A 26469-nucleotide genomic window follows, 5' to 3' on the forward strand; every position below is an offset into this window, starting at 1 on the left:
TTTTCATGGCTGCGACTGTCGTGTCAGCGCTTGGCTGATCGTCCTCTGGGTACCAGCAGGGATATGACCAACGGCCAAAGATTTGCAGGTCTGGTGAGATGCAACGAGCACAAAAGCTGTTTGATATTGAAGAGCGGTCAGCCGATTCCCCCTTTGTCGACAAGGTCTGGCGTGCGCGGAGTGTCCCTTCCAAGGCGTTCATCTCGGTCGCCGCAAGTCACTGGGAGATCGTGATCTGGCAGCAAGCCGGGAACACGCACGTCACGATACGAGGACCGGAAACCAGGGCGACTGCAATGCCAATCCCCGTGGATGCGGAGTTCTTTGGGGTCCAGTTCAAGCTTGGTGCGTTCATGCCCGATCTGCCCGTCCCGATGCTCGTTGACCGCGACTTGACGCTTCCTTTGCGTGGAAACACATTCCGCCTCGGTGGTTCGGTTTGCGAGATTCCCAACTACGAAAACGTGGAGGTTTTCTTGGGGCGGCTCGCGCGAAAAGGGCTTATTACCTTTGATCCCATGGTCGTAGAGGTCATGGAGGGTGGGCCGATAGACCTGTCCCAACGCTCGATAGAACGCCGCGTTCGACGAGCGACGGGTTTGACCCTTGGCGCGATCAAACAGATCTACCGGGCGTACAAAGCGACGGCGTTGCTGGATGCAGGCGCCACCATTTCAGATGTCGTCGTCGAGGCCGGTTACGCCGACCAGGCACACCTCACGCGATCGCTGAAACGCTTCATGGGGCAGACGCCGGGTCGGATTTCGCAGGAGGCTCGCTGAGCCACTGTCGTTTTCGTTCAATACAGGAAATACGCCGTCGACTATTTTGCGATCGCCCTCTGCTAAAGGGTCGATTCCGTGCCAAGAAGACAGCCTGCGACCGAATACGTTTCGCTCGACGGGGTCATCGACCCTGTCAGAATGGAAAAGTTGGCATTGAGAACTGGATATCAAAGGAAACCTGAATGCCGCGCAATCTGGTTGTGAGCGTCTATAGCTCTCTCGACGGTGTCGTGCAGGACCCCGTCGGAATGGAAAACTCCGGCCTTGGCAACTGGGTCGGCCCCTTCAGCCGTGGCCCCGAGGGCGATGACATCGTGCATGAGGAGCTTTGGGCGGCCGACATCGTGCTATTGGGCCGCACCACCTATGAGGGGTTCGCCCCGGTGTGGCCCACCATCGACGACCCGGCCGGATTCGCGCGCAAGCTGAATGCCATGCGCAAATACGTCGCCTCGAACACGCTCGAGGAGGCAACCTGGACAAACACAACCGTCCTTTCCGGCGACGTGATCGGCGCCGTCCGCGACATCAAGGCCGAGGGCGGCGGAGACATCGTCGTCTATGGCAGCGCCGGTCTCGTCCATTCTCTGCTGCCGCACGGCCTCGTCGACAAGGTGCACATGTTGATCTACCCGACCGTGCTTGGACGCGGCACCCGTCTCTTTCCGGCCGGCTATGCCTCGGATTTCAAACTGGGAGACCTCAGGCGCCTGGGCTCCGGCATTGTCCATGCCGAGTATCTTCCCAAATCTGCGTGAGATGTGGCCGCAGGCAAGCGTTCGTTCACCGGAAGGCCGCTGCACGGATCCTTCAAAACACGCCCGTTGGTGTTATCGTGCACGAAAAATGGCTCGATTGGGGCCTTTGTTGCTTAGCCACCGGCCGATCATCATCGGGTCTGTGTCGCGAATTCAGGCGCCGCGTATGTCGGTTTAGGTTGACGGAGGATATCTGGTCCGGAGTGCGACGGACTATCCGAATATCTGCTATCAGCGTGCAAACTCCGGAATCTGGAACCGTCGCCGATAAGCGCCCGGCGTCATTCCGGTAGTGCGCTTGAACAGACGGCGGAAGAACGCAGCGTCTTCGTAGCCCACCCGCCAACTGATTTCATCCACGGGTGAATCGGTACGCTCCAGCCGCCGCTTCGCATCCTCGATCCGGAGGCGCTGCACATATGCGAGAGGCGCGATCCCGGTTGCATCGGCGAAGCGCCGCTTGAACGTGCGTTCGGCAAGTTTCGAGCGCCTGATCATCTCATCGACGGGATTGGCGATCGAGAAGTTGGTCGACAGCCACTCCTGCGCATTCAGGATTTCGGCATCACCGTGGTCGTTCCTACCCTCGAAGATCATGTAGGGGGTCAGCCCGTCCCGATGCCATTGCAGCGCGAACATGCGCGCCACCTCCTGTGCGACGGTCGCTCCGATATGATGGGCGATGAGGTAGAGCACCAGGTCGTGCCAGGTGTTCGACGCGCCCGAACTGATGAGGTCTTCGCGCGTTCCCGAGATTACCAGCACGCGCTCGGGATGGATCTGTATGGCGGGGTAGCAGGCGGCGAACTGGTCCGCGTAGCCGAAATGGACGGTCGCGTCCCTGCCGTCGAACAGCCCCGTCTCGGCCAGCAGAAAGACCCCCGAGCAAGCCGAGCACAGCCTCGCACCGCCGTCGTGCATGCGCACAATCCAGTCCACCAGACGCGGGTAGCGACCCGTTTGCCATCCGCCCGGTCTGAGCAGGACCGACGGGACGATGAGGATGTCACACGCCGGGATTTCGTCGATCGAGCACTGGACCTCGATGGGAACGCCGCTGGCCAGCCGCAACAGGCCCGCTTCCTCGCCAACGATCTCGACCTTGAATGGATACTCGGTTCCGGGGCAGGCGATCCCCATCATCGAGACCCCGTTCATGACATCGTAGATTCCGGCCAGCGTCGAGATGACGGCATCCGGCAGCGCCAAGAGGCAGACCCGCAGCGGGACAGATCCGTTCTGGTTCGCCTGTCTAGACATCGTGGCCCTTCGCGCCGCGCCACGAGAAAGCGCCCAGCATGGCACGTTTGGACCGATTGCGGGCGATAGCGGCTCTGTCGCGCTGGCTACCCAACGCCCTACACCAGAGCCGCATCCAAGTGCAACTCAACTCCACGAAGGAATATCGCGATGCTAGATACACCGAAGATCGATCAGGCAAGGCTCGAAACCTTCGCCACGCGTGCCATAGGCGACCTCACAGCCGGGTATACCGGCGTGATGGTGAGCCTCGGCAGCAAGCTCGGGCTCTACAGCGCAATGGCCGGCGCCGGTCCGCTGAGCGCCAAAGAAGTCGCCAAGCGCGCTGGCTGCGCCGAGCGTTATGTCAGCGAATGGCTGAATGCCCAGGCCGCCGGCGGCTACATCGCCTATCACGGGCTGAGCGACACCTACGAACTGCTGCCCGAACAGGCGATGGTGCTGGCTGACGAGGACAGCCCCGTCTACATCCCACATGCCTGGAACGTGCCGGCATCGATGTGGTTTGATGAAGCCAAATCGCTTGAGGCCTTCCGAACCGGCAAGGGCGTCGCCTGGGGCGAACATGACAGGCGACTCTCGTGCGGCTCGGCGGCGTTCTTCCGCAACGGCTACCGCGCCGCCCTCGTGCCGCAATGGCTGCCGGCGCTGGATGGTGTGGTCGAGCAGCTTGAGGCTGGCATCGCGGTCGCCGATGTCGGCTGCGGCTACGGCCACTCGACGCTGCTTATGGCGCAAGCGTTTCCGAATTCACGTTTTTTCGGCTTTGACACGCATCTCGGCTCACTCGACGAGGCGCAGCGTAATTCCGAGGCCGCCGGCCTGTCGGACCGGATCGAATACGGACTTGCACGCGCCGACGACTATCCGGACGGGCAATACGGCCTGATCTGCTTCTTCGACATTCTTCACGATCTCGGAGACCCGGTCGCGGCCGCCCGCCATGCGGCGAAGACCCTCGCACCGGGCGGCACGGTGCTGCTGGTCGAGCCGTTCGCGCACGACCACGTCAAGGACAACCTCTCGCCAGTGGCGCAGCTCTATTACTCGGCATCGACCGTGATCTGCACGGCGCACGCCATCTCCGAGGGCGGGCACATGGTGCTGGGAGCACAGGCAGGCGAGGCTCGCCTGGCCGAGGTTTTCCGCAAGGCGGGCTTCACGCATTTCCGCCGCGCCGTGGAAACGCCATTCAACCTCATCTTCGAGGTGCGGCGCTGAGGCGCCGCATCCCTTCGGCGCAACTCGGGAAGGCAAACGCGATGAAACCGATCACGGACAGACCCGACACCTTCATTCGCCATGCCCGACCGGTCGACATCCCGGCAATCCGGGTCATGCAGCGATGGTCGATGTGGGTCCTGGGCGGCCGGTTCTATTCGGACGACGAGGTCGCCGGCTTCCTCATACGGTACGGGACGATGGACGACGCGGTCGTCGAGGAGGGCCATTTCTTCGTTGCCGAGAACCGCGCCGGGACGATTCTCGGCAGCGGAGGCTGGACGCGCGGGCAGCCGGGCTACGCAAGCGGGCTCGGCGACAGTCCCCAAGCGGAGGCCTTGCCCACCGTTCGCAGCGTGTTCGTCGCCCCCGCAGCGGCCCGGCGCGGCGTCGCATCGTCGATCATGGCGCGCGTCGAGCGGGACGCCCTCGATCATGGCGTGCGGGAACTCGCGCTGACGGCGACGCTTCCCGGCGTCGCGCTCTACGAGCGGCTCGGATACCGGGCGTCGGCAAGCGAACTACTGGCGCTGGACGATGGCTGCAGTTTCGCCTGCGTCAGCATGACGAAGCGTCTCGGGGCTGCCGGCAGGGCCGCGGCATGAGCTAATGGTCCGGTCATCGGTCGCCACGGAGACGGGATGCCCCGCGCCCGGGAGCCGCGCCAAACGGATACCCGATCACTGACCGCCCGTTCGGACCCAAGACCCGGGTGGTTCCCCACTTCGCGCGTGAAGGGCGTGCGGAGGTGGCAGTTCCTTCCCTTCGCCAAAGACGGAAAGACAAGGAAAACGACCATGAAGAAGACATTGGCAATCGCCGCGATCACCGCGGCCACCACGCTTGCCGGGCCCTTCGCCCCTGCGCAGGCGGAGCAACCGGCCCTCGTCCTGTACGAAACCAAGGGCCAGCAGACGATCCGCCAGGAGGGCATCGCGTTCGTCGAACTCGACCCGGACGCGCCGGACTATGGGCAGATTCTCGCCCAGATGCCGCTGCCGCCTAACCTGATCTCGCATCACATCTTCTACAATCCCGCGCGCGACCGAGCCTACCTCACCTCGCTTGGCCGTTCCGAACTGCGGGTTCTCGACGTGACAAGCTTCCCGTTCCGGACCAAGGTCGTACCGGTTCCCGGCTGCGATGAGGTGCTCGATACGATCGCAATGCCCGTGCCTTATCCGCACGGCATCACCGTTCATGACGGCATCGACCGGATGCTTGTGACCAGCACCATCAACCCGAAGGACCCCACGGATCTCGGCGAGTCGATCGTGGTTATCCAGCCGAGCACCGGCAAGGTGCTGTCAACGCACAAGGTCTCCGACAAGCCGTCGCCGTCGGGCACGGCGCCCGTCGAGGCGTTTTTCGTCCCGGGAGTCGAGCCGCCGGTCGCCTACATCACCAACATGGCCGAGGGCCGCATCTGGATCGCCGAGTGGCAGCCGGAATCGAAGACGTTCTCGTTCCGCGGCGATTTCGACTTCGCCGCGACCGGTCAGGGCATGGCGCTCGAGGTCTATTTCAATGCAGCGGGCGACCGGGCCTACGTGACCACGGCGCTGCCGGGGCATCTCAACGCCTTCGACATCTCCGATCCACGTGCGCCCAGGCACCTCTACGCGGTCGAGGCGGCGGGCGGCGCCCACCACCTGGTGTTCTCGCCCGACGGCAACCGCGCCTATGTGCAGAACAGCCTGATCAACATCCCGGGCATGAACGACGGCTCGATTTCCGTGATCGATCTGGTGGCAGGCAAGAAGCTCGGCACCATCGACACATTCAAGGACGCGGGTCTGACGATCAACACGATCATGCTGACGCCCGAGGCAGAGGACTTTCACGCCCACTGACGCCACCGCTGCCGGCGGGGCCATGGGCTCCGCCGGTGCGAGACACCCAGTGACGCGGTCGCCGACGCGGTCGCCCAGGCCGCCTCATATCCACACCACTGGAGCACCGTGATCAACGGCAGGCAGATCGACTTCGAAACCTTCAAGACCGAATTCGGCGGCGACTGACCGTCATCGGCATCGCTACTGTCGCGGAGGTTGGTGTCTTTCTCGCCGCAACGATCTACGCAGCATCCTTGAGCGTAGCCGATGTCGCGGCCCACACACTTGCACTGCGGGCGGCCGGTGTCGCCTATGCCATATCTGCAGCAATGCTTCAGGCTTCAATGGTCCTGTTGGCTGGCTGCGATACCATCAGGTGCCAACTACCAACGGAAATACCACCCCTCCGCCTCGTTGGATCAAGTTCGCTCGAGCCTGCTGAAACGCGCCCAATCGCGCCGAAAGTACCTGAAAATCAAGTGAATTCAGACACTTGCTTGGATTTCTGCGTAGAAGCTTCGGTGGAAGGGAATGTCGGGAGAAGAGGGGATGGTGCCAGGGACGGCAAAGGCTTACGCCCTGGTGGGAAACCCGGAACGCCTCGTTGTATTTCGTAGCTTTTTGCCTGCGTCTTTCCCACTTCTGGCTTTCTGCTTCAGGCCACGAGATACCGGTCTCGTCCTCAAGCGCAATGGACATGGCGCTTTTGGCCGCGCCGGGAGTTTGGCACACGAGCACAATGTCGGCGAGCCAACGGCCGTCGCAGGCACCATGGTATCTGCACAGGGACACGATGCTGCGCCAGCACATAAGGTGCAATCTCATGCGCCCATTGACTTGCAGGTTTGTTTCAGTCATGTAGTAAAGCGGTTTACTAAACCGCTTTACTAAGTGAAATGGCAATGGTGCAACCGAGCAAGCCCAGTCTGAAGAATGTGGCGCAGCGAGCGGAGGTTTCCGTCGCAACGGTATCCCGGATGCTGAATGGTTCGCTCGAGTTGCCGGATCAAACCCGGCAGCGGATCGAAGACGCCATTCGCGCGCTGAACTATCAGCCAAATCCCCACGCAAGGCGGCTCAGCCGCGGGCGTTCCGACACGATCGGCCTTGTTGTCCCCGACATTGCCAACCCCTTCTTCGCGATGCTGGTCGCCGCAGTAGAGGAGGCCGCGGACGAGCAGAAGCTGGCCTTGTCGCTCTACGCCACGCTCAACCGCCAGGGCCGGGAAGTGGCATATCTCGAATTGATCGAGCGCAACCATGTGGACGGTCTGATCTTCATCACCAACCACCCTGACGACGGGAGTCTGGGAGACCTGATCAATCGCACGGGCAATGTGGTTGTCGTGGATGAAGACGTGCCAAATGCGCATGCGCCGAAGCTCTTCTGCGATAACGAGCAGGGTGGCCGCCTTGCAGGGGAACTGCTTGCCGAAAACGGTCACAGGAATGTGTTGTTTGTTGGCGGACCAGACCAAATGATCAGCGCGCGCAGGCGCTACAAGGGACTCGCGGATTCGCTCAGCAATCATTTCAGGACCGAGATCCGGCCGCAGCGCTACGAGGGGGACTACACCGAGGCGTTCGGCCGTGAGGCGGCGCAGCGCTACATTGCGGAAGGCGCAGTTCCCACCGCCATATTCGCGAGTTCGGACGAAATAGCGATCGGTCTGATTGAGGTTCTGCGCGCCCAGGGCATATCCATTCCCGGAGACGTGTCGATCATCGGCTTCGACGATGTCGGGCCGCTCCACCTGTTTGCGCCGCCCTTGACCGCAATACGGCAGCCCGTCCGCTCCATCGGACGGCGCGCCCTGTCGCTACTCACCGAGACCGACTGGAAGACACGGGGCAATGTGCCCTCAGAAGAACTGCTTCCGGTCGAAATCGTCGTACGGGAATCCGTTGCCCCGTGCGCGAAACCCCAACCGCAGCGGTAAACCGAAAGAGGAGAACTCCATGAACACGAAATTCACCCTCAGAAGACGCATGCTTTCTCTCGGGCTGGGCGCGGCCCTGACCCTGCCGCTCGGCATGGCCATCGCGAAAGCGCAGGATGAAAAGACCTTCGCCCTTGTCCAGATCAATCAGCAGGCGCTGTTCTTCAACCAGATGAACGAGGGCGCGCAGAAGGCGGCCGACGAGGCCGGCGTGAACCTGGTCATCTTCAACGCCAACAACGACCCGGCGGCACAGAACAGCGCCATCGAGACCTACATCCAGCAGGGCGTTGACGGTCTGGCCGTGGTGGCAATCGACGTGAACGGCATCATGCCGGCGGTGAACCAGGCGGCCGAAGCCGGCATTCCCGTCGTGGCGATCGACGCGATCCTCCCGGATGACGGTCCGCAGAAGGCACAGATTGGCGTCGACAACGGCGCGGCGGGTGCCGACATGGCTACCTATTTCCTCGACTACGCAAAGGCCAATATGGGCGGCAAGGCCAAATACGGCGTTGTCGGTGCGCTCAACTCCTACATCCAGAACGTTCGCCAGAAAGGCTTCGAGGACGTCGTCGATGCTGCCGACGGTATCGAGAAGGCTGGCGTCGTCGATGGCCAGAACATCCAGGACAATGCGCTCTCGGCCGCCGAGAACCTGATCACCGGCAATCCCGACATGAACGCGATCTATGCAACAGGCGAGCCGGCGCTGATGGGCGCAATCGCCGCCGTCGAAAGCCAGGGCAAGCAGGAAGACGTGAAGATCTTCGGCTGGGATCTGACCGCGCAGGCGATTGCCGGCATCGACGCGGGCTATGTCACCGCGGTGATCCAACAGGATCCGGCCGCGATGGGTGCCGCGGCAGTCGAAGCGCTCAACACGCTGGCCGGCGGCGGCGAGGTGGACAAGACCATCTCCGTGCCAGTGACCATCGTGACCAAGGAGAATGTCGACCCCTACAGGGCGATCTTCCAGTGATGTCGGACAGACAGCAGGAAAACGCTGTCGCTGTCGGTTCCGGACGGGTCAACCCCGCCCGGAACGGCACGGCCAACGGCGGGCGGGTCCCGCGTATCGCTCTCAGGGACATACGCAAGAACTTCGGATCGCTCCAGGCATTGCGCGGCGTCGATCTGGACATCTATCCGGGAGAATGCCTGGGGCTGGTCGGCGACAACGCGGCCGGCAAATCGACGCTCACGAAAATCATCTCGGGAACCTATATTCCCGACGACGGAACGATGCATCTCGATGGCGAGCCGGTGCGCTTCAGCGGTCCGGCGGATGCCCGGCGACGCAACATCGAAATGGTGTTCCAGGATTTGAGCCTGTGCGATCACATCGACGTGGCCGGCAACCTGTTTCTCGGTCGGGAGGTCACCAAGGGGCCGTTTCTCGACCGCAAGACGATGCTGTCGGAAGCGCGTAAGATGCTCGATGCGCTGGAGATCCGCATCCCCCGCCTGACCGGCAAGGTTGCGCAGCTCTCCGGCGGCCAGCGGCAGGCCATCGCCATTGCCCGCGCCGCTTCCTTCGATCCCAAGGTGCTGATCATGGACGAGCCGACCTCGGCGCTCGCCGTGGCGGAGGTCGAGGCGGTCCTGTCGCTGATCAACCGCGTCAAGGCGACGGGGGTTTCCGTCATTCTCATCACGCACCGCCTGCAGGATCTGTTTCGCGTCTGCGACCGGATTGCCGTCATGTATGAGGGCACCAAGGTGGCGGAACGCTCGATCGCCGAAACCGATCTCGAGGATCTCGTCAAACTCATCGTCGGCGAAAAGGACGAAAGATGACCGCCTATACCGAACGAGGCCAGGGCTCCCCATGGGCAGACTTCCTGTCGGAACAGGCCCAGGTACTCTCGATCGCTTTCTTCTTCCTGGTCTGCGTCGTGTTTTTCGCGGTGACGACCGACACCTTCATGACGCTCGGCAACCAGTTGAACGTGATCCGGCAGGCAGCACCCATCCTCATTGTCGCCGTGGCCATGACATTCGTCATCATCACCGGCGGCATCGACCTTTCGGTCGGCTCGCAGGTGGCGCTGGTGAATGCCGTTGCCGCCATTACGCTCGCTGCGGGGCTGCCCTGGCCCGTGGTCGTCGTGGCGATGCTGTGTTTCGGCGCGCTGATCGGTCTCGGCCAGGGCTGGTTCGTCGCCTATCAGGGCATACCGGCCTTCATCGTCACGCTTGCCGGACTGTCCATGCTGCGGGGCATCGCGCTCTACCTGACGCAGGGCTATTCGATTCCCATCAAGGGCGTGCCGGGCTTCTTCGCCCTCGGGCGTGGCGAACTCTTCGGCATCCCCGTGCCGGCTCTTATCGCGATCGCCGTTGCCATACTGGGCTATGTGGTGATCACCTCCACCCGCTATGGGCGCCAGGTGGTCGCGGTGGGCTCCAACATGGAGGCGGCGCGCCGCGTCGGCATGCCGGCCCGCTGGGCAATTGCTTCGGTCTATGTGGTGGCCGGCGTCGCATCTGCCTTGGCCGGTCTCCTGATCGCCGCGCGCCTGGGGTCCGGTTCGTCCAATGCGGCCGTCGGCTTCGAGCTTCAGGTGATCGCTGCCGTCGTGCTTGGCGGAACCTCGCTGATGGGCGGGCGGGGCACCATCGTCGGGACCATTCTCGGCACGCTCACCATTGCGGTGATCGGCAACGGGCTGATCCTGATGCACATCTCGCCGTTCTTCACGCAGATCGTCACCGGTGCGATCATCCTGATCGCCATCTGGCTGAACACGCGCATCTTCACGGCCAATTTCCGCTTCGGATTCGCAAGGGGAAACAGGCCATGACCGACGAGCGTTCTGAAGCCCATGTGGGGTCCGGAAAGGTAATGACGGTGGCCGGCGACATCCCGGTCGAAAGGCTCGGCATCACGCTGATGCACGAGCACATCCTGAACGACTGCCGGTGCTGGTGGAACGAGCCCAAGGAACCGGAGCGTCGCTATCTGGCCGACCAACCGGTCAGCATCGAGATACTCTCGGAACTGCGCCAGGATCCATTCGTCAACAAGCACAATATCGCGCTGGACGACGAGACGCTGGCGATCGAGGAACTGCTTCGGTTCGCAGAGGCGGGCGGGCATACGGTCGTGGACCCAACCTGCCGCGGCATTGGGCGCGATCCGCTTGCCTTGCAGCGGATATCGGCGGCGACCGGCCTTCAGATCGTGATGGGGGCGGGCTATTACCTGCAATCCTCGCATCCGCCGGAGGTTGCCGGCATGTCGGCGGACGATATCGCAGACCAGATCGTCGGTGAGGCGCTGGAGGGCGTCGACGGAACCGGAGTGCGCATCGGTCTCATCGGCGAGATCGGCGTTTCGTCCGATTTCACCGGCGACGAGGAGACATCCCTGCGCGGTGCCGCGCGGGCTCAAGTGCGCACCGGCCTGCCGCTGATGGTGCATCTGCCAGGCTGGTTCCGGCTTGGCCACAAGGTGCTCGATATCGCCGCGGAGGAGGGCGCGGATCTGCGCCACACGGTGCTTTGCCACATGAACCCCTCGCACGACGACCTCGCCTATCAGAGCGAATTGGCGGCGCGCGGCGCCTTCATCGAGTACGACATGATCGGCATGGATTTCTTCTATGCGGATCAGCAGGTGCAGTGCCCGAGCGATGAAGAAGTGGCGCGCGCCATCGTCCGGCTGATCGAGGCGGGACATCTCGACCGCATCCTGCTGTCGCATGACGTGTTCCTGAAAATGATGCTGACCCGCTACGGCGGCAATGGCTACGCCTTCGTGCTGCGCCATTTCCTGCCCCGGCTCATGCGCCATGGCGTCGACAAGGCGGCGCTGGAAACGCTGATGCGCGGCAATCCGATGCGTGTCTTTCACGCCGGCTGAGGCTGGCCCATTCCTGGGAAAAAAAGAGAAAATGCAATGACGAAAAAAGTGCTTCTCGTGGGCGAAAGCTGGTTCAGTTCGGCGACCCATTTCAAGGGCTTCGACCAGTTTGGAAGCGTAACCTTTCACCTGGGCGCCGAACCACTGGTGAAGGCGCTGGAAGGCAGCGAATATGAGCTTACCTACATGCCGGCGCACGAGGCGGTGGAGAAATTCCCATTCGAGATGAGTGGCCTCGACGCTTACGACGCCATCATCCTGTCGGACATCGGCGCCAATTCGCTCCTCCTGCCGCCGGCCGTCTGGCTTCACTCACGCACAGTCCCGAACCGTCTGAAACTCATCCGCAGCTGGGTCGAAAAGGGCGGCAGCCTGTTGATGGTGGGCGGCTACTTCTCGTTCCAGGGCATCGACGGCAAGGCACGCTGGCGGCGCACGCCGGTCGAGGATGTGCTGCCGGTGACCTGTCTTCCCTATGACGACCGCTTGGAAATCCCCGAAGGAACGGTTCCCGACATCGTGCTTTCCAATCACGCTACCATTGCGGGCCTGGAGGGCGAGTGGCCGGTGCTGCTCGGCGTCAACGAAGTGGAACTGCGTGACCGCGACGATGTCGAGCTTGTCGCTCGGCTGCCGGAGGACCAGGGCGGGCATCCGCTGCTCGTCACCGGCCGCTACGGCAAGGGGCGCTCTGCGGTCTGGACCTCCGACATCGGCCCGCACTGGCTATCGCCCGCCTTCTGCGAATGGAAAGGCTACGGCATTCTCTGGAAGAATATCCTGGGCTGGCTCACGGAAACGGCCGGGCGCTAATGAGCGCCGGTCGACCGGTCTCAGCCGGCGGCGAGGATGGCTCGCAACTCGCCGGCGGAGGGAAACGCCGAATGCGTGCCGCGGCGGCTGACGGTGATTGCCGCGGCCTTGCCGGCGTCGCTGATCGCGCGCCGGTCGAGCGTCGTTGCGCGCAGGACGGCCGAAGCAAGCGCCACGGCCATGAATGTGTCACCGGCCCCGGTCGTATCCACCACGTCGCATTCCATGCCCGGCACATGCAGAGCGCTTTCCGCATCCACCAGAAGCGCGCCATTCGCGCCAAGCGTTACCACGACGCTGCGCACGCCTTGGGCGATCAGCCGCCTGGCGGCCTTGGCGTCGTCGTCGGCGGTCAGTGCCCGTGCTTCGCCCTGGTTGAGGAAGGCAATGTCGATGAGCGGCCACAGCCCGCCGAAATAAGGCCTGAGCGGCGACGGATTGATTGCCGTCGTCATGCCCTTTTCGCGCGCCGCCCCGAGCGTTGCGGTTGCGGTCTCCTCGCTAAGATTGCCCTGCAGGATCGCAATATCCCCGGCGGCGGCCTCGTTCAGCCCGGCATGCACCTTGGCGGCACTCAAATGGCTGGCGCAGTCGGTGGTGGTGACGATAGCGTTCTCCCCGTCCGGTGTGGTGAGGATCGTCGAGAAATCGCTGGCACGGCCGTCGAGCTGGATCAAATGGCAGGCAACGGGCTCGTAGCTGAGCTGCTCGCGGATCGTGGCGGCGCGGAAATCATCTCCGATGGCCGCCACGAGCGTTGTCGGCACGCCGCAGCGCGCCATGACGATCGCCTGGTTGCAGCCTTTGCCGCCCAGGCCCCGCCCCGTCTGCGCGCCGAGGATCGAAGCGCCAGGCTGCGGCCAGTCGTCGATGGCGATGGTTTCGTCGACGGTGACATTGCCGATCACAAACGCCTGCATAACGTGCTTTCAAAAGGGTGACACAATGACACAGATAGCGAATACGTCCTCAAACGCCATAAGAGACATATTCGGGACTGGCAAGGTTCTGATCGGGATGATCCATTGCCCTGCCTTTCCCGGTGCGCCCCGCTATGCCGGCGGCGGCACGGACGCGATCTATGATGCCTGCATGCGCGACGCAGAGGCGCTGGTCGAGGGCGGCATGCATGGCCTGGTGATCGAGAACCATGGTGATATCCCGTTCTCGAAACCGGAGGATATCGGGCATGAAACAGCGGCCTTCATGTCCGTCGTGACAGATCGAATCAATCGCGCTTTCAGCGTGCCGCTCGGTGTGAATGTCCTGGCCAATGCCCCGATCCCGGCCTTTGCAATCGCCATGGCGGGCAGCGCCAAGTTCATCCGGGTAAACCAGTGGGCCAACGCCTATGTCGCCAATGAAGGATTCATGGAAGGCCGCGCGGCCGAGGCGATGCGCTATCGCTCGCTCCTGCGGGCCGAGCACGTCAAGGTCTTTGCCGACAGCCACGTGAAGCATGGCAGCCACGCCATCGTTGCCGACCGTTCGATCACGGAACTGACACGCGATCTCGCCTTCTTCGATGCGGATGTCGTCATCGCCACCGGTCAGCGGACCGGGAATACGGCCACCATCGAGGAAATCGATGAGATTGGTTCGGCCACGGATTTGCCGGTGCTGGTCGGTTCGGGCGTGACCAGGGACAACATTGCCGAGATCCTCAAGCGCACAAGCGGTGTCATCGTCGCATCTTCTCTCAAGGAAGGTGGAGTCTGGTGGAACCCGGTGGATGTCGAGCGGGTGCGCATTTTCCGAGCGGCAGCCGAGCCCGCGCTGGAGGCCTGACGCGTGGCTGCCGAAACGCTCAGCGGGCAGATGCTGCGCGAGAATGCTGCGGTATTCGAGGCGATGGTCAACCACCGCTTCGTGCGGGAAATCGAGCAGGATCGTTTGGATGCACGGGTCTTCGATCGCTACCTCGTCTACGAGGGCGCATTCGTGGAGACGGCCATTTCAATCTTCGCCTACGCGGCGGCGAAGGCGGAAACGATCGCGCAGAAACGTTGGCTGATTGCTGTTCTGGACGTGCTGGCAAACCAGCAAATCGCATATTTCGAGCGAACCTTTACCGCGCGCGGCATCGATCCGTCCTGCCATATCCCGAACTGGTCCGAGACGGAAGCATTTCGCGCGGGCATGCTCGATATAGCCCGAAAGGGCACGTTTCTGGACATCGTGGCGGCGATGTTCGCGGCCGAATGGATGTACTGGACATGGTCGAAACGCGCCGCCGTGACCGCGATATCGGACCCGCTTGTGCGGGAATGGGTGGAGATGCACGCAAACGAGACCTTTGCCGCTCAGGCCCTTTGGCTCAAAGCGCAACTGGATGAGGCGGGCGAGACGCTGCTTCCTGCGGAACGATCCCGGTTGAGCGGGATCTTCGGCGGTGTGCAACGGCTCGAAATCGCCTTTCACGATGCGCCATACGACAGGAGCAAATAATCCCATGCAGGTGGAGATCAATGCGCTTGCTCGAGCGCATCGACGAATTCGCGCGCATCGGAGCAACGCCGGCTGGCGTGAACCGCCAAGCGCTTTCGGGAGAGGATCGTCAGGCGCGTTGCCTGTTGGCCAGCTATGCCAAGGCGTGCGGATTTCGTGTGTTCCAGGATCCGATGGCCAACCTCTTCGTGCGCCATGAAGGGCGTTCTCCCGAACGCGCCCCTTTCCTGATTGGAAGCCACCTGGACAGCCAGCCGACCGGAGGCCGGTTCGATGGGGCTCTGGGAGTCCTTGCCGCGTTCGAGGTGATGGAGAGCCTTGAGGATGCGCGGGTGGAAACCGATCTGCCCGTGGAAGTCGTTGCCTGGACAAACGAAGAAGGCAGCCGCTTCGCCCGGAACCATGGGGTCCATGGCGTTTTCCCTGGAGCATATACCGCCGGAGGGGAATGGTTTGTGTGGGACGGCGCATCCTTTGCCGACGAAGTGAACGCGACGCTAGATGCACTGAAGGGCGTCGAAATGCGCAGCTCGGCTTTCCGATCTCAGGCTATCTGGAACTCCACATCAAGCAGGGACCGGCGCTCGAACGCGAGGGAATCCCGATCGGCATCGTCCATGGGATTCAGGGCACACGATGGCTTGAGGTTGTCCTGAGGGGGCAGGCCGCGCATGCCGACACCACGGCGCTCGCCTTTCGCCGCGACCCGATGGTCGCCGCCACGGTCGCGCTCGACAGGTTGTACGAGAGCACAATACCGGAGGACGAGCATGCTCGCTTTACGGTCGGGCGCTTCGGCCTCGAGCCGGGATCGATCAACGCCATTCCGGAAACGGTGACGGGTGCCGATCGAGGATTACCGCTATGATGGCGAGCCCTACGAGGTCCACAACTCCGTCGCGCTGGCCAACAGCGGCCCCCATGCAAGTCGAGTTGATCCAGATACGCAACGACGCTCCCTCCATGTACTGCGACTTCGTGCGTGCCGGGCACAAGGGGCTGCAGCATATTGCCTATTGGACGCAGGACTACGATGCCGACCTTGCCCGCATGGAAGCGGAAGGCTTCAGGCAGAAGATGAGCGGCAAGGTCGGCGCCAATGGCCGCTTCGTCTATTTCGACCGGGAAGCCCATCCCGGCACTGTCATCGAACTCTCCGAGGTCGTAGGGCCGAAGGGGCGGCTGTTCGATCTGATCCGCGAATCTTCCGAAGGCTGGGATGGCGCGGAGCCGGTCCGCCCTTTCCGCGACCTGTCCACCTTGTGAGGCGCCGATGAAGGCCGGGACGCTGGAAGCGCAATACCTGATCGAGACTCCGTTCGAGCCTGAGAAGGTGGCGGCGATCATGGCCGGCGAGCAGAGCAGCGGAACGTTCGTTCGCGTGGCGGGCGAGACGGATGCGCTGCGTGAGCGCGCCGCAGCCGAGATCCTGTCCGTGGAGGAACTGGAGCCCGTGACCGCGCGCAGCCTCGCAAGCGCCTATCTGCAGCGCAAGGGCCGCCGGCCCTGCGGGCGAGCGTGAAGGTCGCCTTTCCGCTCGCCAATATGGGCGCCAACCTGACCACCCTGGCCGCGACGGTGGCCGGTAAATCTCTATGATCTCGGCGAGGTTACCGGCCTGCGTCTGGTGGCATCGCTCTCCCGCGGACCTATCGCGACCGCTTCGACCGCCCGCCTCTCGGCGTTTCGGGAACGCGCCATTGGCTCGGCATCGGCGACCCGTCGTTCTTCGGCACGATCATCAAGCCCAATGTCGGCATGGCCGCATCGGAGATTGCGGATCTCGTGGGCCTGCTTTGCGAGGTGGGGGTCGACTTCATCAAGGACGACGAGGTTTGCGCCGATCCGGATCATGCACCGCTTGCCGAGCGGTGCATGATCCGGAACGCCTCGTTGTATTTTGTAGCTTTTTGCCTGCGTCTTTCCCACTTTCGGCTTTCTGCTTCAGGCGAGCGCCGGTCTGAATGATTCGGCCGAAGCTCAAATTGATTAAACTCGCCGCCTGCTGTGCGCGTCGCGATGGAATGAAAGACCTATGTGGGCGAGTCACGCCAGAATCCGTCTTTGCCGAGACATCTCGAAATGTCGCGTTTGGGGCCGTCACCAGCGTCAAAAGGCTCGAGACAGGGGAGACGATCGTCCAGGTGACCTGGCTCGACAAGAACGAGAACTGCTTCGAGATCGAAGCAGTGAGGAAAGTCCACCAGCCGACGCACGTACCAAATGACGAAAGGGCGCCGAAATTGTGAGAGAGCTGCATCGGATATTCCGTCGGGCACCGGTTTGCTGTCAGGTACAACAGGAAGGACAAACATCTGTGATGATGCGCTCGTCCTGCGCAATCGCGGCAGTCGTTGCGGCATTCATGGTGCTCGCCAGTTGCCAGACCGCGCCGAAGTGCTCGTGACGCCGAACAACACCGTCGAGTGCTATTAGCGTTTTGGAAGGTAGGCGCAAATCAGCACCATGCCGAGCGTGTAAGTAGGTCATTGGATGCCCCGAGGGTCAGCAAAGTTCGCGAGTGCGACCTCCGTGACAGATTCTGCACCGTCCGCTTTTGGGGAACGTCGAAGCCGGCTCTATGGCTGGATTGGAGGCGCACTACGGTCATTGCAACGCTGACAATGTCGGTCTCCGACGGGTCAACAGTGCCGGTTGCCGGAGCGAGCACGCTGCTTTTTCCCCAAGGATGCGATTCCGAGTGAGAAAGAGCAAAAAATTCAATGATTTCAACATGTTATAATGCATGGTGCCCAGGGGCGGAATATAAGAATAGAAAATTTTGCTTCTTTTCCAAGTAGTTGGAGGCTGATCGTTGGAATCTGAACCAACAGAAATACCAACAAAATATTTCTGTGGATTGGTTCGGTTCCCGCATATACTTCAATCGGCTTGATCGTACCGCATTGGCGCAAGGCTTCAACCTGCTTTTTGGGCCGTTTGCGGAATGTCGGGTCTCGGTCGACCCTTTCCGGTAAGCTGACGTTCCGAAACGACCCCGTTCAAGCCATTCGCATCATGCAAGGTGTCGCCGAAAGCGGACCCTTTCGCTTAGATATCGACCAGCAGTTCGCGCTCATAGGCAGCCCGAAGGATTTCGATGAAGGTCGGTGATAGGGGGACAGACGTGGAGTCGAGGGCGCTGACGGGAACGCCCGGCGTCCAGGAGTTCATAACCGCCGCGCCCTTCATATCGATCACACGAGCGGGAGTGATCGGTTCCTCCCGCTGAGCGATGCCAAGCGCTTCGAGTCGACGGCGAATGATTTGCATCGTAACACCGGGTAGAAGCGCTGCCTTTGGCCAAACCACTGCTTCGCCATCCCAGAAGGCGAGGTTCCAGATGGTGGCTTCGCTTATACGTCCATGGGTGTCGATGAATGCCGCGTCGTTATACCCCTCTTTCACGGCTTGCCGGAGGTAGTGGGTCTTCGATGCTTCGCCGACATGTTTGATCGTCGGGAAGGGTCTCTCATGGTGGACTATGGCCAAACGCAAAGGCCCTTCAGGACCATCGAATGGAGGTGCCGTGCGTACTAGGATGGCAGGGTCGTCCTCTGCCCCAGTCGAGGTGAACTCGCCATTGCTTGAGAACATCGTGGCCGTCAGAGATAGAGCCGAACGCCCAGCATGGATAGCGCTTCGTAAACGTTCGCGCACCACTGCGTCGGGCAGAGCCTGACCGAAGAACTCAGCCGACGCCGACCTCAGCCTCGATAGGTGAAGGTCAAGCCCGCGTACGGCACCGTCTCGCACCTGCATAGCCGTAAAGTGCGCAAAGCCTGCGAAGGCAAGCGAGGAGAGGTCTTCAGCTGTCGCCGATTGCCCATTGATCTGGGTCCGAAAGTCCGATTTGCCGGTCATTGCTACGCTCCCTTGCGCATTTACATATTGGAGCGTTCTTCCTACGGTCTGACAGCACTGTCAGAGTCAAGGGCTTCGAATGAAGATCGGCGAACTTTCCCAAAAAACCGGCGTCAGCGTTCGAATGCTCCGCTATTATGAAGCTGAGGGGCTCCTCGCGCCGGTCCGCGTCTCCCAGTCGCGATCGCGATAGCCGTTGCGCTGGACGAGCCGCAGCGGGTTCTTCTCGCCATGGGCTGCGCCGGTCGCCGCGCCCACCTCCAACTCCATCAGCCGTTCGGCGGCAAAGCCGATCATGTCGCGCAGAATATCGGCGTCGGGGGTCTTCTCCACGAGCGCGCGCAGGTCCATTATGTCGTTGGTCATCGATGCTTCCTTCGAATCAGGTTGGTCTTCGCAACCCGACCTTTACCGGAGAACATCGATGACCGCCCTAACGCCGCTCGCTCGCTACAGCGCGGTTGAGGGCGCGCGCGCGAGCGGCTTCGTCACCGCCGCACCTACACCACGGGCTGGGACACGACCATGAGCAGATCCGAAAACTTTCGGAGAGTAGGAAGCTGCTGACTGAACTTCTCGAAGCATTCGAAGCTTCGATGCCCACTTCAGCGCGCTTGTAGCGGCAACCTTTCTCCGCTGGAACCTCAGCGATCCACTGCTTCGAACGAAAAGCAGACCGTCGCGTTCCCACCCCAACCGGGGCGTTGGCGTCTGCCCGATACGCGGATATTTGCAGATCGTCTGCTGCGGCAGTCTTGGGGCCGCAAGGCGACTGTCGGCTTCTGATCCTCGCTCGTCAGAAAGCAGCTGTTCCGCTGCCGCCCCCAAAGCCTCTCGATCATTCGTTTTCCCTTTGTCCAATGGTGGCCGAAGGAGAAATACGATGGGACTTTCACAGTGCGACCCGGCTGCGCAAGATCGAAGGGCTCGGCATGCGGGCAAAGAGGTACTTGTCTGATCGTTCCTGGTCGGCATCGGCGTTCCTGCAAATCCTTCGGAGCGAAACACCGATTTGGACAACTGCGACGGCACGTAAACATCAGCTCGACCGGTGATGACTGCCGGTCGAGCTGATAAATTTAGCCCGCCCTGTAGTTTGCGGGCACCCAGTCATACTCGGTGCTGTCGGTCCGCACGTGCCCGATCCCCGGGAACGCGATGTGAGCTCCAGCTACCCAATAGCGCTGTTCGACGGCTTCTGCGAATGCGACTTTCCGGCTGTTTGCCGCCTGGGCCGGATCCTCATCGAAATCGATGGTGATTTTCGGTTCATCGAACTGCAGCACGTCTCCATGCGTAATGTCGCCCCAGGCAACGAATGTTTCGCCGCCGCTTTCCGCGACGATCGAGCTGTGGCCGGGTGTGTGTCCAGGGCGCCAGATGCTCCGAAAACCGGGAATCGGGCCTTCATTGTCGCCAAATGTATCGAGACGCCCAGCCTCCGCGTAGGGATTTACGGATGCGACGGCTTCGTCAAACAGGTTTTGCTTGGCTTCCGGGGCGGCAGCGCGGTGGGCTGGATCGAGCCAATAGTCCACTTCACGCTTGTTGACGTGTAGGGTTGCGTTGGGAAAGAGCCGCTTGCCGTCGAACATCAAGCCCCCTGAATGATCTGTGTGAATGTGCGTCAGGATGACCGCATCGACCTGTTCGGGCTCATACCCGGCTGCGGCCAATGCTTGCGGAAGCTTTCCAAGGGAGGGGCCGAGCAAAGGTCCCGTCCCTGCATCGATCAGCACGAGCCTGTCGCCCATGTTCACCAGATAGGCGTTAACTGAGACCATGGCCGGCAGCTTGAGGAATGTCGCCTCCAGCGCCTCTTTCACATGCGCAGCCGTGGTTTCGCGGTAGAGCTCATCGAGCGGGAGGGGAATTGTGCCGTCCGACAGAGCGGTGATTTCGTAGTCGCCGAGCGGCATGCGGTAGAACCCCGGTGCCTGGTACTTGGCGAAAGGGGCCGCCGCCTTTGCGGCACTGTTGTTCAACAGGGCCGGCCCACTGAAAGCGAGGGCTGCGGCCGGAATCGTTCTCAGGAAATTGCGTCTGTCCATCGGTTGTCTCTACTGTTGGTTTCAGCGCGGCTTGCGCTGCCCGCTTCAGCTACGTATCTGTGCGTTAGTGTTCAAATCGATGCCAATCATGAGCTCCATCGATCATTTCGATTTAAGGTCTTTCGATCTCAATCTGCTCGTTGCGTTCGACGCGCTTATGCAGGAGGGGAACGTCACGCGCGCCGCAGCCCGCCTCAAGATTCGCCAGCCGGCGATGAGTCACAGCCTCGCTACCTTGCGCGTGCTCCTGCAGGACGAACTGTTTGTGCGCGTCGGGCAAGCCATGCAGCCGACGGCACGTGCGCGCATGCTCGCGCCCAGGGTGCGTTTGGCGTTGCAGCAGATGCAGGACGTGCTGCATTGGGAGGAGAGTTTTGATCCGGCGGTTCATCAGCGCACCTTCCGGCTGGGCTTCTCCAGCGAGCTTGAGCTGCTTGTGCTGCCGGAGCTTACTGCCATACTCCGGCGGATTGCGCCGGGCATCAGGCTGCAGGGCCGGCCGATCGCTGACGGGGAAGTTCATGATTTGCTCGACAACGGCGCCATAGATGTTGCCGTGGGGTGCTTCGACTATTCGGCGACCCGGCATCGCGGGCGGAAGTTGTTCGATCAGTCGCTTGCATGCTGCTTCAACCGTGATCTTCTGGATTTGGAGGTGCCAATCGGCACCGATGCCTATCTTCAGACCGAACATGCCCTCATCAGCCTAAACAACACATTGCAGGGCTGTCTCGAGGATGCACTTGCCAGGGCGGAAGCGCGGCTTAACGTGGTCATTGCCGGCTCGGAGTTCCTCACCGTGTTTGCCGCCGTCTCGTCAGCACCGTTGATCATGACGGTGCCCACCCGTCTTGCTTCGCGCTATGGGCGAATGTTTGGACTTACGCTGAGCCCCGTGCCGCTCGACCTCGATATACCGCCCGTATCGATGGTCTGGTCCGCGCAGAGCGATCGCGACCTGGGCGTCGTATGGCTTCGGGAGAGGATCGAGCGGATCATAGAACGCCAAGAGCCAATACCGCTGCTCAAACTGGGAGCAAGTTGACGCCCAATCCGATTGAATATGCGGGTAAAGCAGCTGGAACGTTGAGTTATCACGGGGACGCAGAGCCGGCGCGCCAAGCAGCTTCGCGACTGCGGAAGCAAAAAAAAGATGACCACAAAGGGGCCGTCAGCGGACTAGAAACTTCCAGGCGGGCTCGTTGAATTGCGGACATTCCTGGCGGCATGGGCATCGTCGTGATTGAGCCCGGTCCGGTCGTTCCCGCCACACCTTACGAACGGCGGCTTCGCGCCGCATGTCGGTCGTAGAGCCCAGCCTATCACTTTCTGTAAGCAGACATTCCCTATGACGACGCTTGAGGTCGCGGTTGCGGACCATTAAGACGTTCGCATCGCCAGGCGGGAACGTCCGCTTCGGCGCATCGCCACACGTGGCACGCGAATGGAGGGCGAAGCGCGTTCATTGCGTGGCACAATGCGAAATCAATGGACCTCAAGCGGTCTGGCGATCTGCGCGATACGCTGGAACTTCCTCCTGTAGGCAGACGGCGACAACCCCACGCCACGCCTGAAGACCCTGCGAAACGAGGCCGGGTCGTCATATCCGACCGAAGCGCCGACCTCGTCGACCGACAGGGTGTCGGTCTCCAGCATTTGCTTCGCTTCTTCGATCCGCATTGCCTGCACGTATTCTATCGGCGCAAAGCCCGTGGCCGCCTTGAAACGACGCGAAAAGGTGCGCGCATTCAGACCGGATCGCGCGACCATTCGCTCCACCGGTTTGGCCATTGCGTAGTTGTCGGCGATCCAGGCTTGGCAATCCGATATCGGCCCGTCTTCCGACGTCATTGGACGGGTCATCACCGCGTAGGGGGATTGGCCCTCGGAATGCCCGCTGATCAGGTACACTTTCGCAGTCTCGATCGCCTGCCGATATCCGCAGTACCTGGCGATCAGATAGACCGCCAGATCGTGCCATGCGCTGACCCCGCCGGCGGTTACGATGCGGTCGCCTTCCGCCTCCAGACAAAGGACGGACTCGTTGCGAAATGCGATTTTGGGGTAGTTGCGCTGGAACATGTTTCGATAGGCCCAATGGGCCGTCGCCCCATGCCCGTTCAACAGGCCGGTTTCCGCGATCAGGAGAGCCCCGGAACAGACCGAGCAGATAAGCGCCCCATCTCGATGGTGTCTCTTCAGCCAGGCCACCTCTCGCGGGTATCGGCCCGTGGGCACATCATGGATCGACGTATACATGTCGCAGACGATCACCGCGTCCGCCTTGTCCAGATCGTCGATCGCCGCGTGCGGCTCGACCGGGATATTGCCCAAACAGTGAAACGCCTTGCCGTCCATCGAGACGATCTTGACTTCCAGCAATTCTCGCCCCGGTGTGCCGGCGACCATATCGGTGTACACCGCCCCGGCTGACAGCAATACGTCATAAAGGCCATAGAGGACGGAGGCCGAGGTTTCCGGCTCCGCCAGCAACACGATCAATGGCTTTTTCGAACTCTTCACAGCAGTCTCTGACCATTTTGGCACGGTTTTGGCGCGTATGCCCCAGCCGCCTGTCCAGTATGACCTGTTCATGACCAAATCGCCACTGCCCAGACCACTGAGGCTGTCGTAGCTCCATCGCAACGCTGCAATGGAGTTTTGAAATGAACGATCTGAGAACGGCTCTCGACCCGATCGCTGAAGATTTTCGCGGAGAGATGTTGCTACCCGGCGCCCCCGGGTTCGACGAGGCAAGAATGGTCTGGAACGCCATGATCGACCGGCGCCCGGCGCTTATCGCGCGCTGCAAGGACGTGGATGACGTGATAGCGGCGGTATCGCTGGCTGTGGCGCGGGATCTGCCCATCGCAATCCGTGGCGGCGGCCACAATGTGGCGGGTCACGCAGTCTGCGACGAAGGCGTCATGATCGACTTGTCGCTTATGCGCGGCGTCACGGTGGATGCCGAGGCGCGTGTCGCCGTCGTTGAAGGCGGCGCTCTGTGGCGCGATGTCGATAAGGCCAGCCAGGCGCACGGCCTTGCGACGCCCGGCGGTCTCATTTCGGAGACCGGCGTGGCCGGGTTGACACTGTCCGGCGGGATCGGATGGCTGCGCGCCAAGCACGGACTTTCGGTCGACAATCTGATCGCGGCAGATGTGGTCACGGCAGACGGCATGCTTGTCCGTGCCAGTGACGATGAAAACCCTGACCTGCTCTGGGCGCTCAAGGGCGGGGGCGGTAATTTTGGTGTCGTCGTCCAGTTCGAATTCGCGCTTCACCCCATCGGCCCTGAAGTGATGTTCGCGGCCCCCATATATGCCCTCGACGACGGCCCTGGCCCGATCCGCGCGTGGCGCGACTTTCTGGCCAAGCATGGTGATCGTGTCGGATCGCTCTGCGAGTTCTCCACTGCCGGCGGCGAGGATTTCCCCGAAAAGTATCGGGGAAAGCGCATCTATACGCTGGCTTGCGTCTATAACGGCGATGCCGCGGAAGGCGAGGCGTTGCTTCAGCCCTTGCGCGAACTCGGGCCCATGGTCGCCGATTTTTCCGGCCGGATGGACTACTGCGATGTGCAGCAGCTCTTCGATGCGCTGATGCCGTCAGGCGATTTCCGTTGCTACTGGAAAGCGCGATATTTGACCGGCCTGACCGACGAGATGATCGACCTTGCAATGCAGTACGCCAAGTCTGCGCCCTCGGACAATACGCTGTCATCTCTGTGGAATTTCGGTGGGGCGACGGCGCAGGTCCCGGCTGAGGCTACGGCTTTCGGCGACCGGTCCATGGGGTGGATGTATTCTCTGGACAGTGTCTGGTCCGATCCTGGCGAAGATGCCGCGAACATTGCCTGGGCCCGCGATGGTTGGAAGGCGTCGGAGCGCTTCGGCCATCACGGCCGCGTCTATCTCAACTTCCCCGGCCACGGCGAAGACGGTGCCGCTCTGACCCGCACCAGTTTTGGATCGAATTACCAGCGTCTGGTGGACATCAAGACGAAGTATGACCCTGAAAACCGGTTCCGCTTCAACCAGAATATCGCGCCGGGGGCTTGATATGCATGCGCCGTCACCGCTTCCCAATGCCGGATCGGGCACCATCTTCTTCACCGAAGGCGGGTCCGAAACTGAAATCATGTATCGCTCGGCAAGAGGGAGGCGTTCCTGATGAAACGCTCCCTTCTGCGGCTGGTCGCGCGGATGCAGGCTCGGCGGCGACGTGCCGCCGAGACCGCCTGCCTCAAGGACCTCAATGACCATCTACTGGCCGACATCGGCCTCAGGCGCGACGGGATCGCGACTGCCGTCGCGCGGGCTTCTGCGTTCCCCGATTGGTGGCATCAAAACTGAGAAATGCGCGCGCCACGATCAGCAGCCCGGGCCGCGCGATCCCCTCAACATTAGGGCTGCTTATACTCGGAGCACTACAATGATGAAACTACTCTCTACTGCGGCCGCGGCCGCAATCCTGCTCGGGCACGCCGCTTCGGCCGCTCCGCTGGTGAGCTTCGACGTGGCCGAAGACCACACCCGCTTCGTCTTTGCGCCCGCGCCGGTGCATGATGATGGCTTGCCTGCCTATGGTAACCCCTTCGTAACCCAAGGCTATATCTACGAGGCGGGCACCCTCGACGGCGGCGTCGAGGGCGTGAACCCGGACGGCTCGCCGGTCTTTCCCGACAAAGTCATCGGAACTTGGACATGCGACGGCACGTATGTCGCAGACGGTGGCCACACCACCAACGGAACGATCATTATCAGCAGCCAGGTCTTCCAGTTCGACGGCGGAGACATGATCGTCACCGAGGGCTCCGAACTGGCCGATTACAATGTCGCCATGCCGCGCCTCATCACCGGCGGGCTCGGAGACTATGCCGGTGTCGAGGGCGTGATGTACCAGACGAATCTCGGCATGTCCGAAGGCTTCGGCGTGCGCGCCCAGTTCGAGATCGAGAACGCCGGCGATTATGCGAAACTCGAAGACGAGAATTGATGGCTTCCTGCTCGCACGATACCCGCCGGGCCGCCTCACAAGCGGTCCGGCAGCACCCGGTGATTTCGATCCTCGCGCCGCTTTTGCCATGGATCTGCGCGATCCGTGCTGCCGTTGGAACGGCCGATGGCGCCGGAAGGCGAGGGTTTCCCCGAAAGTATCGGAGAAAGCGCGTCTATACGCTTCAACAAGAACATCGCACCGGAGACTTGATATGCGCGCCCCGTCACCACTTCCCGTAGCCGGTTTCGGTCGGGCGACGCTGAGGCGTGTACGGCAGGTATGCTCTACTCATTTCCGAGACCCGCCCGTCAGGTGACGGCCCCGAACACGTCATTCGGCAATCGGCTTGGCGACGACCGCTTGGTCCGCAACCGCGACCGACGCTTCACCCTCGGCAGTGGCAGCTATCAGGCGGTGGCATAGACAGTTCGAACAGCTGAATTGGCGGCGCTAAGCTGTCGTTCGCAAGGCCTGGCGGGAACGACCGGACCGGACTCAACCAAGGCGTCTCCGGAAGCCTCTCAATAGGCTAATTCGCGGTTGGTACAGATCCTTTCAAGTCATTCGCACCGTTTTCCGAGAATAATCGCCGCAGCGCCTTCGGTGATCTTTGCGATTTGCGACT

The 26469-nt window shown here is 61.7% G+C and carries 26 protein-coding genes and 3 pseudogenes; 23 read left to right on the forward strand and 6 right to left on the reverse strand.

From position 1 onward, the window contains the following. Window positions 1-98 precede the first annotated feature (98 nt). Window positions 99-782: a helix-turn-helix domain-containing protein gene (locus GPJ75_RS18490; protein ID WP_163270007.1), complete on the forward strand. Its 684-nt coding sequence runs from the start codon at window positions 99-101 to the stop codon at window positions 780-782. A gap of 185 nt (window positions 783-967) precedes the next feature. After that, window positions 968-1543, forward strand: coding sequence for a dihydrofolate reductase family protein (locus GPJ75_RS18495; protein WP_163270009.1), 576 nt, complete (start codon window positions 968-970; stop codon window positions 1541-1543). A gap of 231 nt (window positions 1544-1774) precedes the next feature. On the opposite strand, the gene GPJ75_RS18500 is transcribed toward GPJ75_RS18495, so the two are convergent. Then, window positions 1775-2803: a GlxA family transcriptional regulator gene (locus GPJ75_RS18500; protein WP_163270011.1), complete on the reverse strand. Its 1029-nt coding sequence runs from the start codon at window positions 2801-2803 to the stop codon at window positions 1775-1777. 150 nt (window positions 2804-2953) lie between these two features. Between GPJ75_RS18500 and GPJ75_RS18505 the strand changes: the two genes are divergently transcribed. The 9 genes from GPJ75_RS18505 (at window position 2954) to GPJ75_RS18545 (ending at window position 12480) form a co-directional block, all read left to right on the forward strand. After that, on the forward strand, window positions 2954-4024 hold the full coding sequence (locus GPJ75_RS18505; protein ID WP_163270013.1) for a class I SAM-dependent methyltransferase: 1071 nt from the start codon (window positions 2954-2956) through the stop codon (window positions 4022-4024). A gap of 41 nt (window positions 4025-4065) precedes the next feature. Further along, window positions 4066-4629 carry a GNAT family N-acetyltransferase gene (locus GPJ75_RS18510; protein WP_163270015.1) on the forward strand — a complete coding sequence of 188 codons (564 nt, stop codon included), beginning with the start codon at window positions 4066-4068 and terminating at the stop codon, window positions 4627-4629. A 192-nt stretch (window positions 4630-4821) separates the two neighbouring features. Then, on the forward strand, window positions 4822-5877 hold the full coding sequence (locus GPJ75_RS18515) for a YncE family protein (protein ID WP_163270017.1): 1056 nt from the start codon (window positions 4822-4824) through the stop codon (window positions 5875-5877). Window positions 5878-6761: 884 nt separating this feature from the next. Then, on the forward strand, window positions 6762-7799 hold the full coding sequence (locus tag GPJ75_RS18520; protein WP_163270019.1) for a LacI family DNA-binding transcriptional regulator: 1038 nt from the start codon (window positions 6762-6764) through the stop codon (window positions 7797-7799). A gap of 49 nt (window positions 7800-7848) precedes the next feature. Then, the gene (locus tag GPJ75_RS18525; protein WP_163270180.1) at window positions 7849-8781 is read left to right on the forward strand and encodes a substrate-binding domain-containing protein; all 933 of its coding nucleotides are present in this window, start codon (window positions 7849-7851) and stop codon (window positions 8779-8781) included. Continuing rightward, a complete protein-coding gene (locus GPJ75_RS18530; protein ID WP_163270021.1) occupies window positions 8781-9599 on the forward strand; it encodes an ATP-binding cassette domain-containing protein in 819 nt (272 codons plus the stop codon). The genes GPJ75_RS18525 and GPJ75_RS18530 overlap by 1 nt, the downstream gene beginning before the upstream one ends. Next, on the forward strand, window positions 9596-10606 hold the full coding sequence (locus GPJ75_RS18535) for an ABC transporter permease (RefSeq protein WP_163270023.1): 1011 nt from the start codon (window positions 9596-9598) through the stop codon (window positions 10604-10606). The genes GPJ75_RS18530 and GPJ75_RS18535 overlap by 4 nt, the downstream gene beginning before the upstream one ends. Beyond that, a complete protein-coding gene (locus GPJ75_RS18540) occupies window positions 10603-11667 on the forward strand; it encodes a phosphotriesterase family protein (protein WP_163270025.1) in 1065 nt (354 codons plus the stop codon). The genes GPJ75_RS18535 and GPJ75_RS18540 overlap by 4 nt, the downstream gene beginning before the upstream one ends. Window positions 11668-11703: 36 nt before the next feature. Next, window positions 11704-12480, forward strand: coding sequence for a glutamine amidotransferase (locus GPJ75_RS18545; RefSeq protein WP_163270027.1), 777 nt, complete (start codon window positions 11704-11706; stop codon window positions 12478-12480). Between the two features lie 20 nt (window positions 12481-12500). Here the strand turns inward: GPJ75_RS18545 and GPJ75_RS18550 are convergent, their stop codons facing one another. Then, window positions 12501-13400: a ribokinase gene (locus tag GPJ75_RS18550; RefSeq protein WP_163270030.1), complete on the reverse strand. Its 900-nt coding sequence runs from the start codon at window positions 13398-13400 to the stop codon at window positions 12501-12503. A gap of 25 nt (window positions 13401-13425) precedes the next feature. On the opposite strand from GPJ75_RS18550, the gene GPJ75_RS18555 reads away from it, so the two are divergent. The 7 genes and pseudogenes from GPJ75_RS18555 to GPJ75_RS27445 all read left to right on the forward strand — a co-directional run bounded on the left by GPJ75_RS18555 (window position 13426) and on the right by GPJ75_RS27445 (window position 16896). Next, window positions 13426-14268: a BtpA/SgcQ family protein gene (locus GPJ75_RS18555; protein WP_163270032.1), complete on the forward strand. Its 843-nt coding sequence runs from the start codon at window positions 13426-13428 to the stop codon at window positions 14266-14268. 3 nt (window positions 14269-14271) lie between these two features. Further along, window positions 14272-14928 (forward strand): TenA family protein, encoded by a 657-nt coding sequence (locus GPJ75_RS18560; protein WP_205602576.1) that lies wholly within the window; start codon window positions 14272-14274, stop codon window positions 14926-14928. Between the two features lie 173 nt (window positions 14929-15101). Next, a pseudogene (locus GPJ75_RS27665) lies at window positions 15102-15290 on the forward strand (M28 family peptidase); the annotation flags it as partial. 95 nt (window positions 15291-15385) lie between these two features. Then, complete coding sequence (locus tag GPJ75_RS27670) at window positions 15386-15796, forward strand: hypothetical protein (RefSeq protein ID WP_343036287.1); 411 nt, start codon at window positions 15386-15388, stop codon at window positions 15794-15796. Window positions 15797-15849: 53 nt separating this feature from the next. After that, a complete protein-coding gene (locus GPJ75_RS18570) occupies window positions 15850-16194 on the forward strand; it encodes a VOC family protein (protein ID WP_246249121.1) in 345 nt (114 codons plus the stop codon). Window positions 16195-16201: 7 nt separating this feature from the next. Then, complete coding sequence (locus GPJ75_RS27440; protein ID WP_246249122.1) at window positions 16202-16450, forward strand: hypothetical protein; 249 nt, start codon at window positions 16202-16204, stop codon at window positions 16448-16450. 218 nt (window positions 16451-16668) lie between these two features. Continuing rightward, complete coding sequence (locus tag GPJ75_RS27445; RefSeq protein ID WP_246249129.1) at window positions 16669-16896, forward strand: RuBisCO large subunit C-terminal-like domain-containing protein; 228 nt, start codon at window positions 16669-16671, stop codon at window positions 16894-16896. Between the two features lie 1083 nt (window positions 16897-17979). Here GPJ75_RS27445 and GPJ75_RS18585 read toward each other — a convergent pair. Then, window positions 17980-18792, reverse strand: a complete 813-nt coding sequence (locus tag GPJ75_RS18585; protein ID WP_163270036.1) for an aminotransferase class IV family protein — start codon at window positions 18790-18792, stop codon at window positions 17980-17982. A 79-nt stretch (window positions 18793-18871) separates the two neighbouring features. Here GPJ75_RS18585 and GPJ75_RS18590 point away from each other — a divergent pair. Further along, window positions 18872-18967, forward strand: a pseudogene (locus GPJ75_RS18590) (MerR family DNA-binding transcriptional regulator); the annotation flags it as partial. Here GPJ75_RS18590 and GPJ75_RS18595 read toward each other — a convergent pair. Both GPJ75_RS18595 and GPJ75_RS18600 read right to left on the reverse strand, forming a co-directional pair. Further along, window positions 18952-19158 (reverse strand): annotated as a pseudogene (locus GPJ75_RS18595) (transposase); the annotation flags it as partial. The pseudogenes GPJ75_RS18590 and GPJ75_RS18595 overlap by 16 nt on opposite strands. A gap of 713 nt (window positions 19159-19871) precedes the next feature. After that, on the reverse strand, window positions 19872-20843 hold the full coding sequence (locus GPJ75_RS18600) for an MBL fold metallo-hydrolase (RefSeq protein WP_163270038.1): 972 nt from the start codon (window positions 20841-20843) through the stop codon (window positions 19872-19874). An 88-nt stretch (window positions 20844-20931) separates the two neighbouring features. Between GPJ75_RS18600 and GPJ75_RS18605 the strand changes: the two genes are divergently transcribed. Beyond that, on the forward strand, window positions 20932-21888 hold the full coding sequence (locus GPJ75_RS18605; RefSeq protein WP_163270040.1) for a LysR family transcriptional regulator: 957 nt from the start codon (window positions 20932-20934) through the stop codon (window positions 21886-21888). Window positions 21889-22328: 440 nt separating this feature from the next. Here the strand turns inward: GPJ75_RS18605 and GPJ75_RS18610 are convergent, their stop codons facing one another. Beyond that, window positions 22329-23366: a GlxA family transcriptional regulator gene (locus tag GPJ75_RS18610; protein ID WP_163270042.1), complete on the reverse strand. Its 1038-nt coding sequence runs from the start codon at window positions 23364-23366 to the stop codon at window positions 22329-22331. A 143-nt stretch (window positions 23367-23509) separates the two neighbouring features. Here GPJ75_RS18610 and GPJ75_RS18615 point away from each other — a divergent pair, with 143 nt between their 5' ends. From GPJ75_RS18615 to GPJ75_RS18625, 3 genes are all read left to right on the forward strand, one after another. After that, on the forward strand, window positions 23510-24904 hold the full coding sequence (locus tag GPJ75_RS18615) for an FAD-binding oxidoreductase (RefSeq protein ID WP_163270044.1): 1395 nt from the start codon (window positions 23510-23512) through the stop codon (window positions 24902-24904). A 111-nt stretch (window positions 24905-25015) separates the two neighbouring features. Next, complete coding sequence (locus tag GPJ75_RS18620; protein ID WP_163270047.1) at window positions 25016-25198, forward strand: YjiS-like domain-containing protein; 183 nt, start codon at window positions 25016-25018, stop codon at window positions 25196-25198. Between the two features lie 79 nt (window positions 25199-25277). Further along, window positions 25278-25841, forward strand: a complete 564-nt coding sequence (locus GPJ75_RS18625) for a hypothetical protein (RefSeq protein WP_163270048.1) — start codon at window positions 25278-25280, stop codon at window positions 25839-25841. Window positions 25842-26469 lie beyond the last annotated feature (628 nt).

Origin of the sequence: Chelativorans alearensis (genome assembly GCF_010993735.1) — a bacterium.
In the GTDB taxonomy this organism is placed as follows: Bacteria; Pseudomonadota; Alphaproteobacteria; order Rhizobiales; family Rhizobiaceae; genus Chelativorans; species Chelativorans alearense.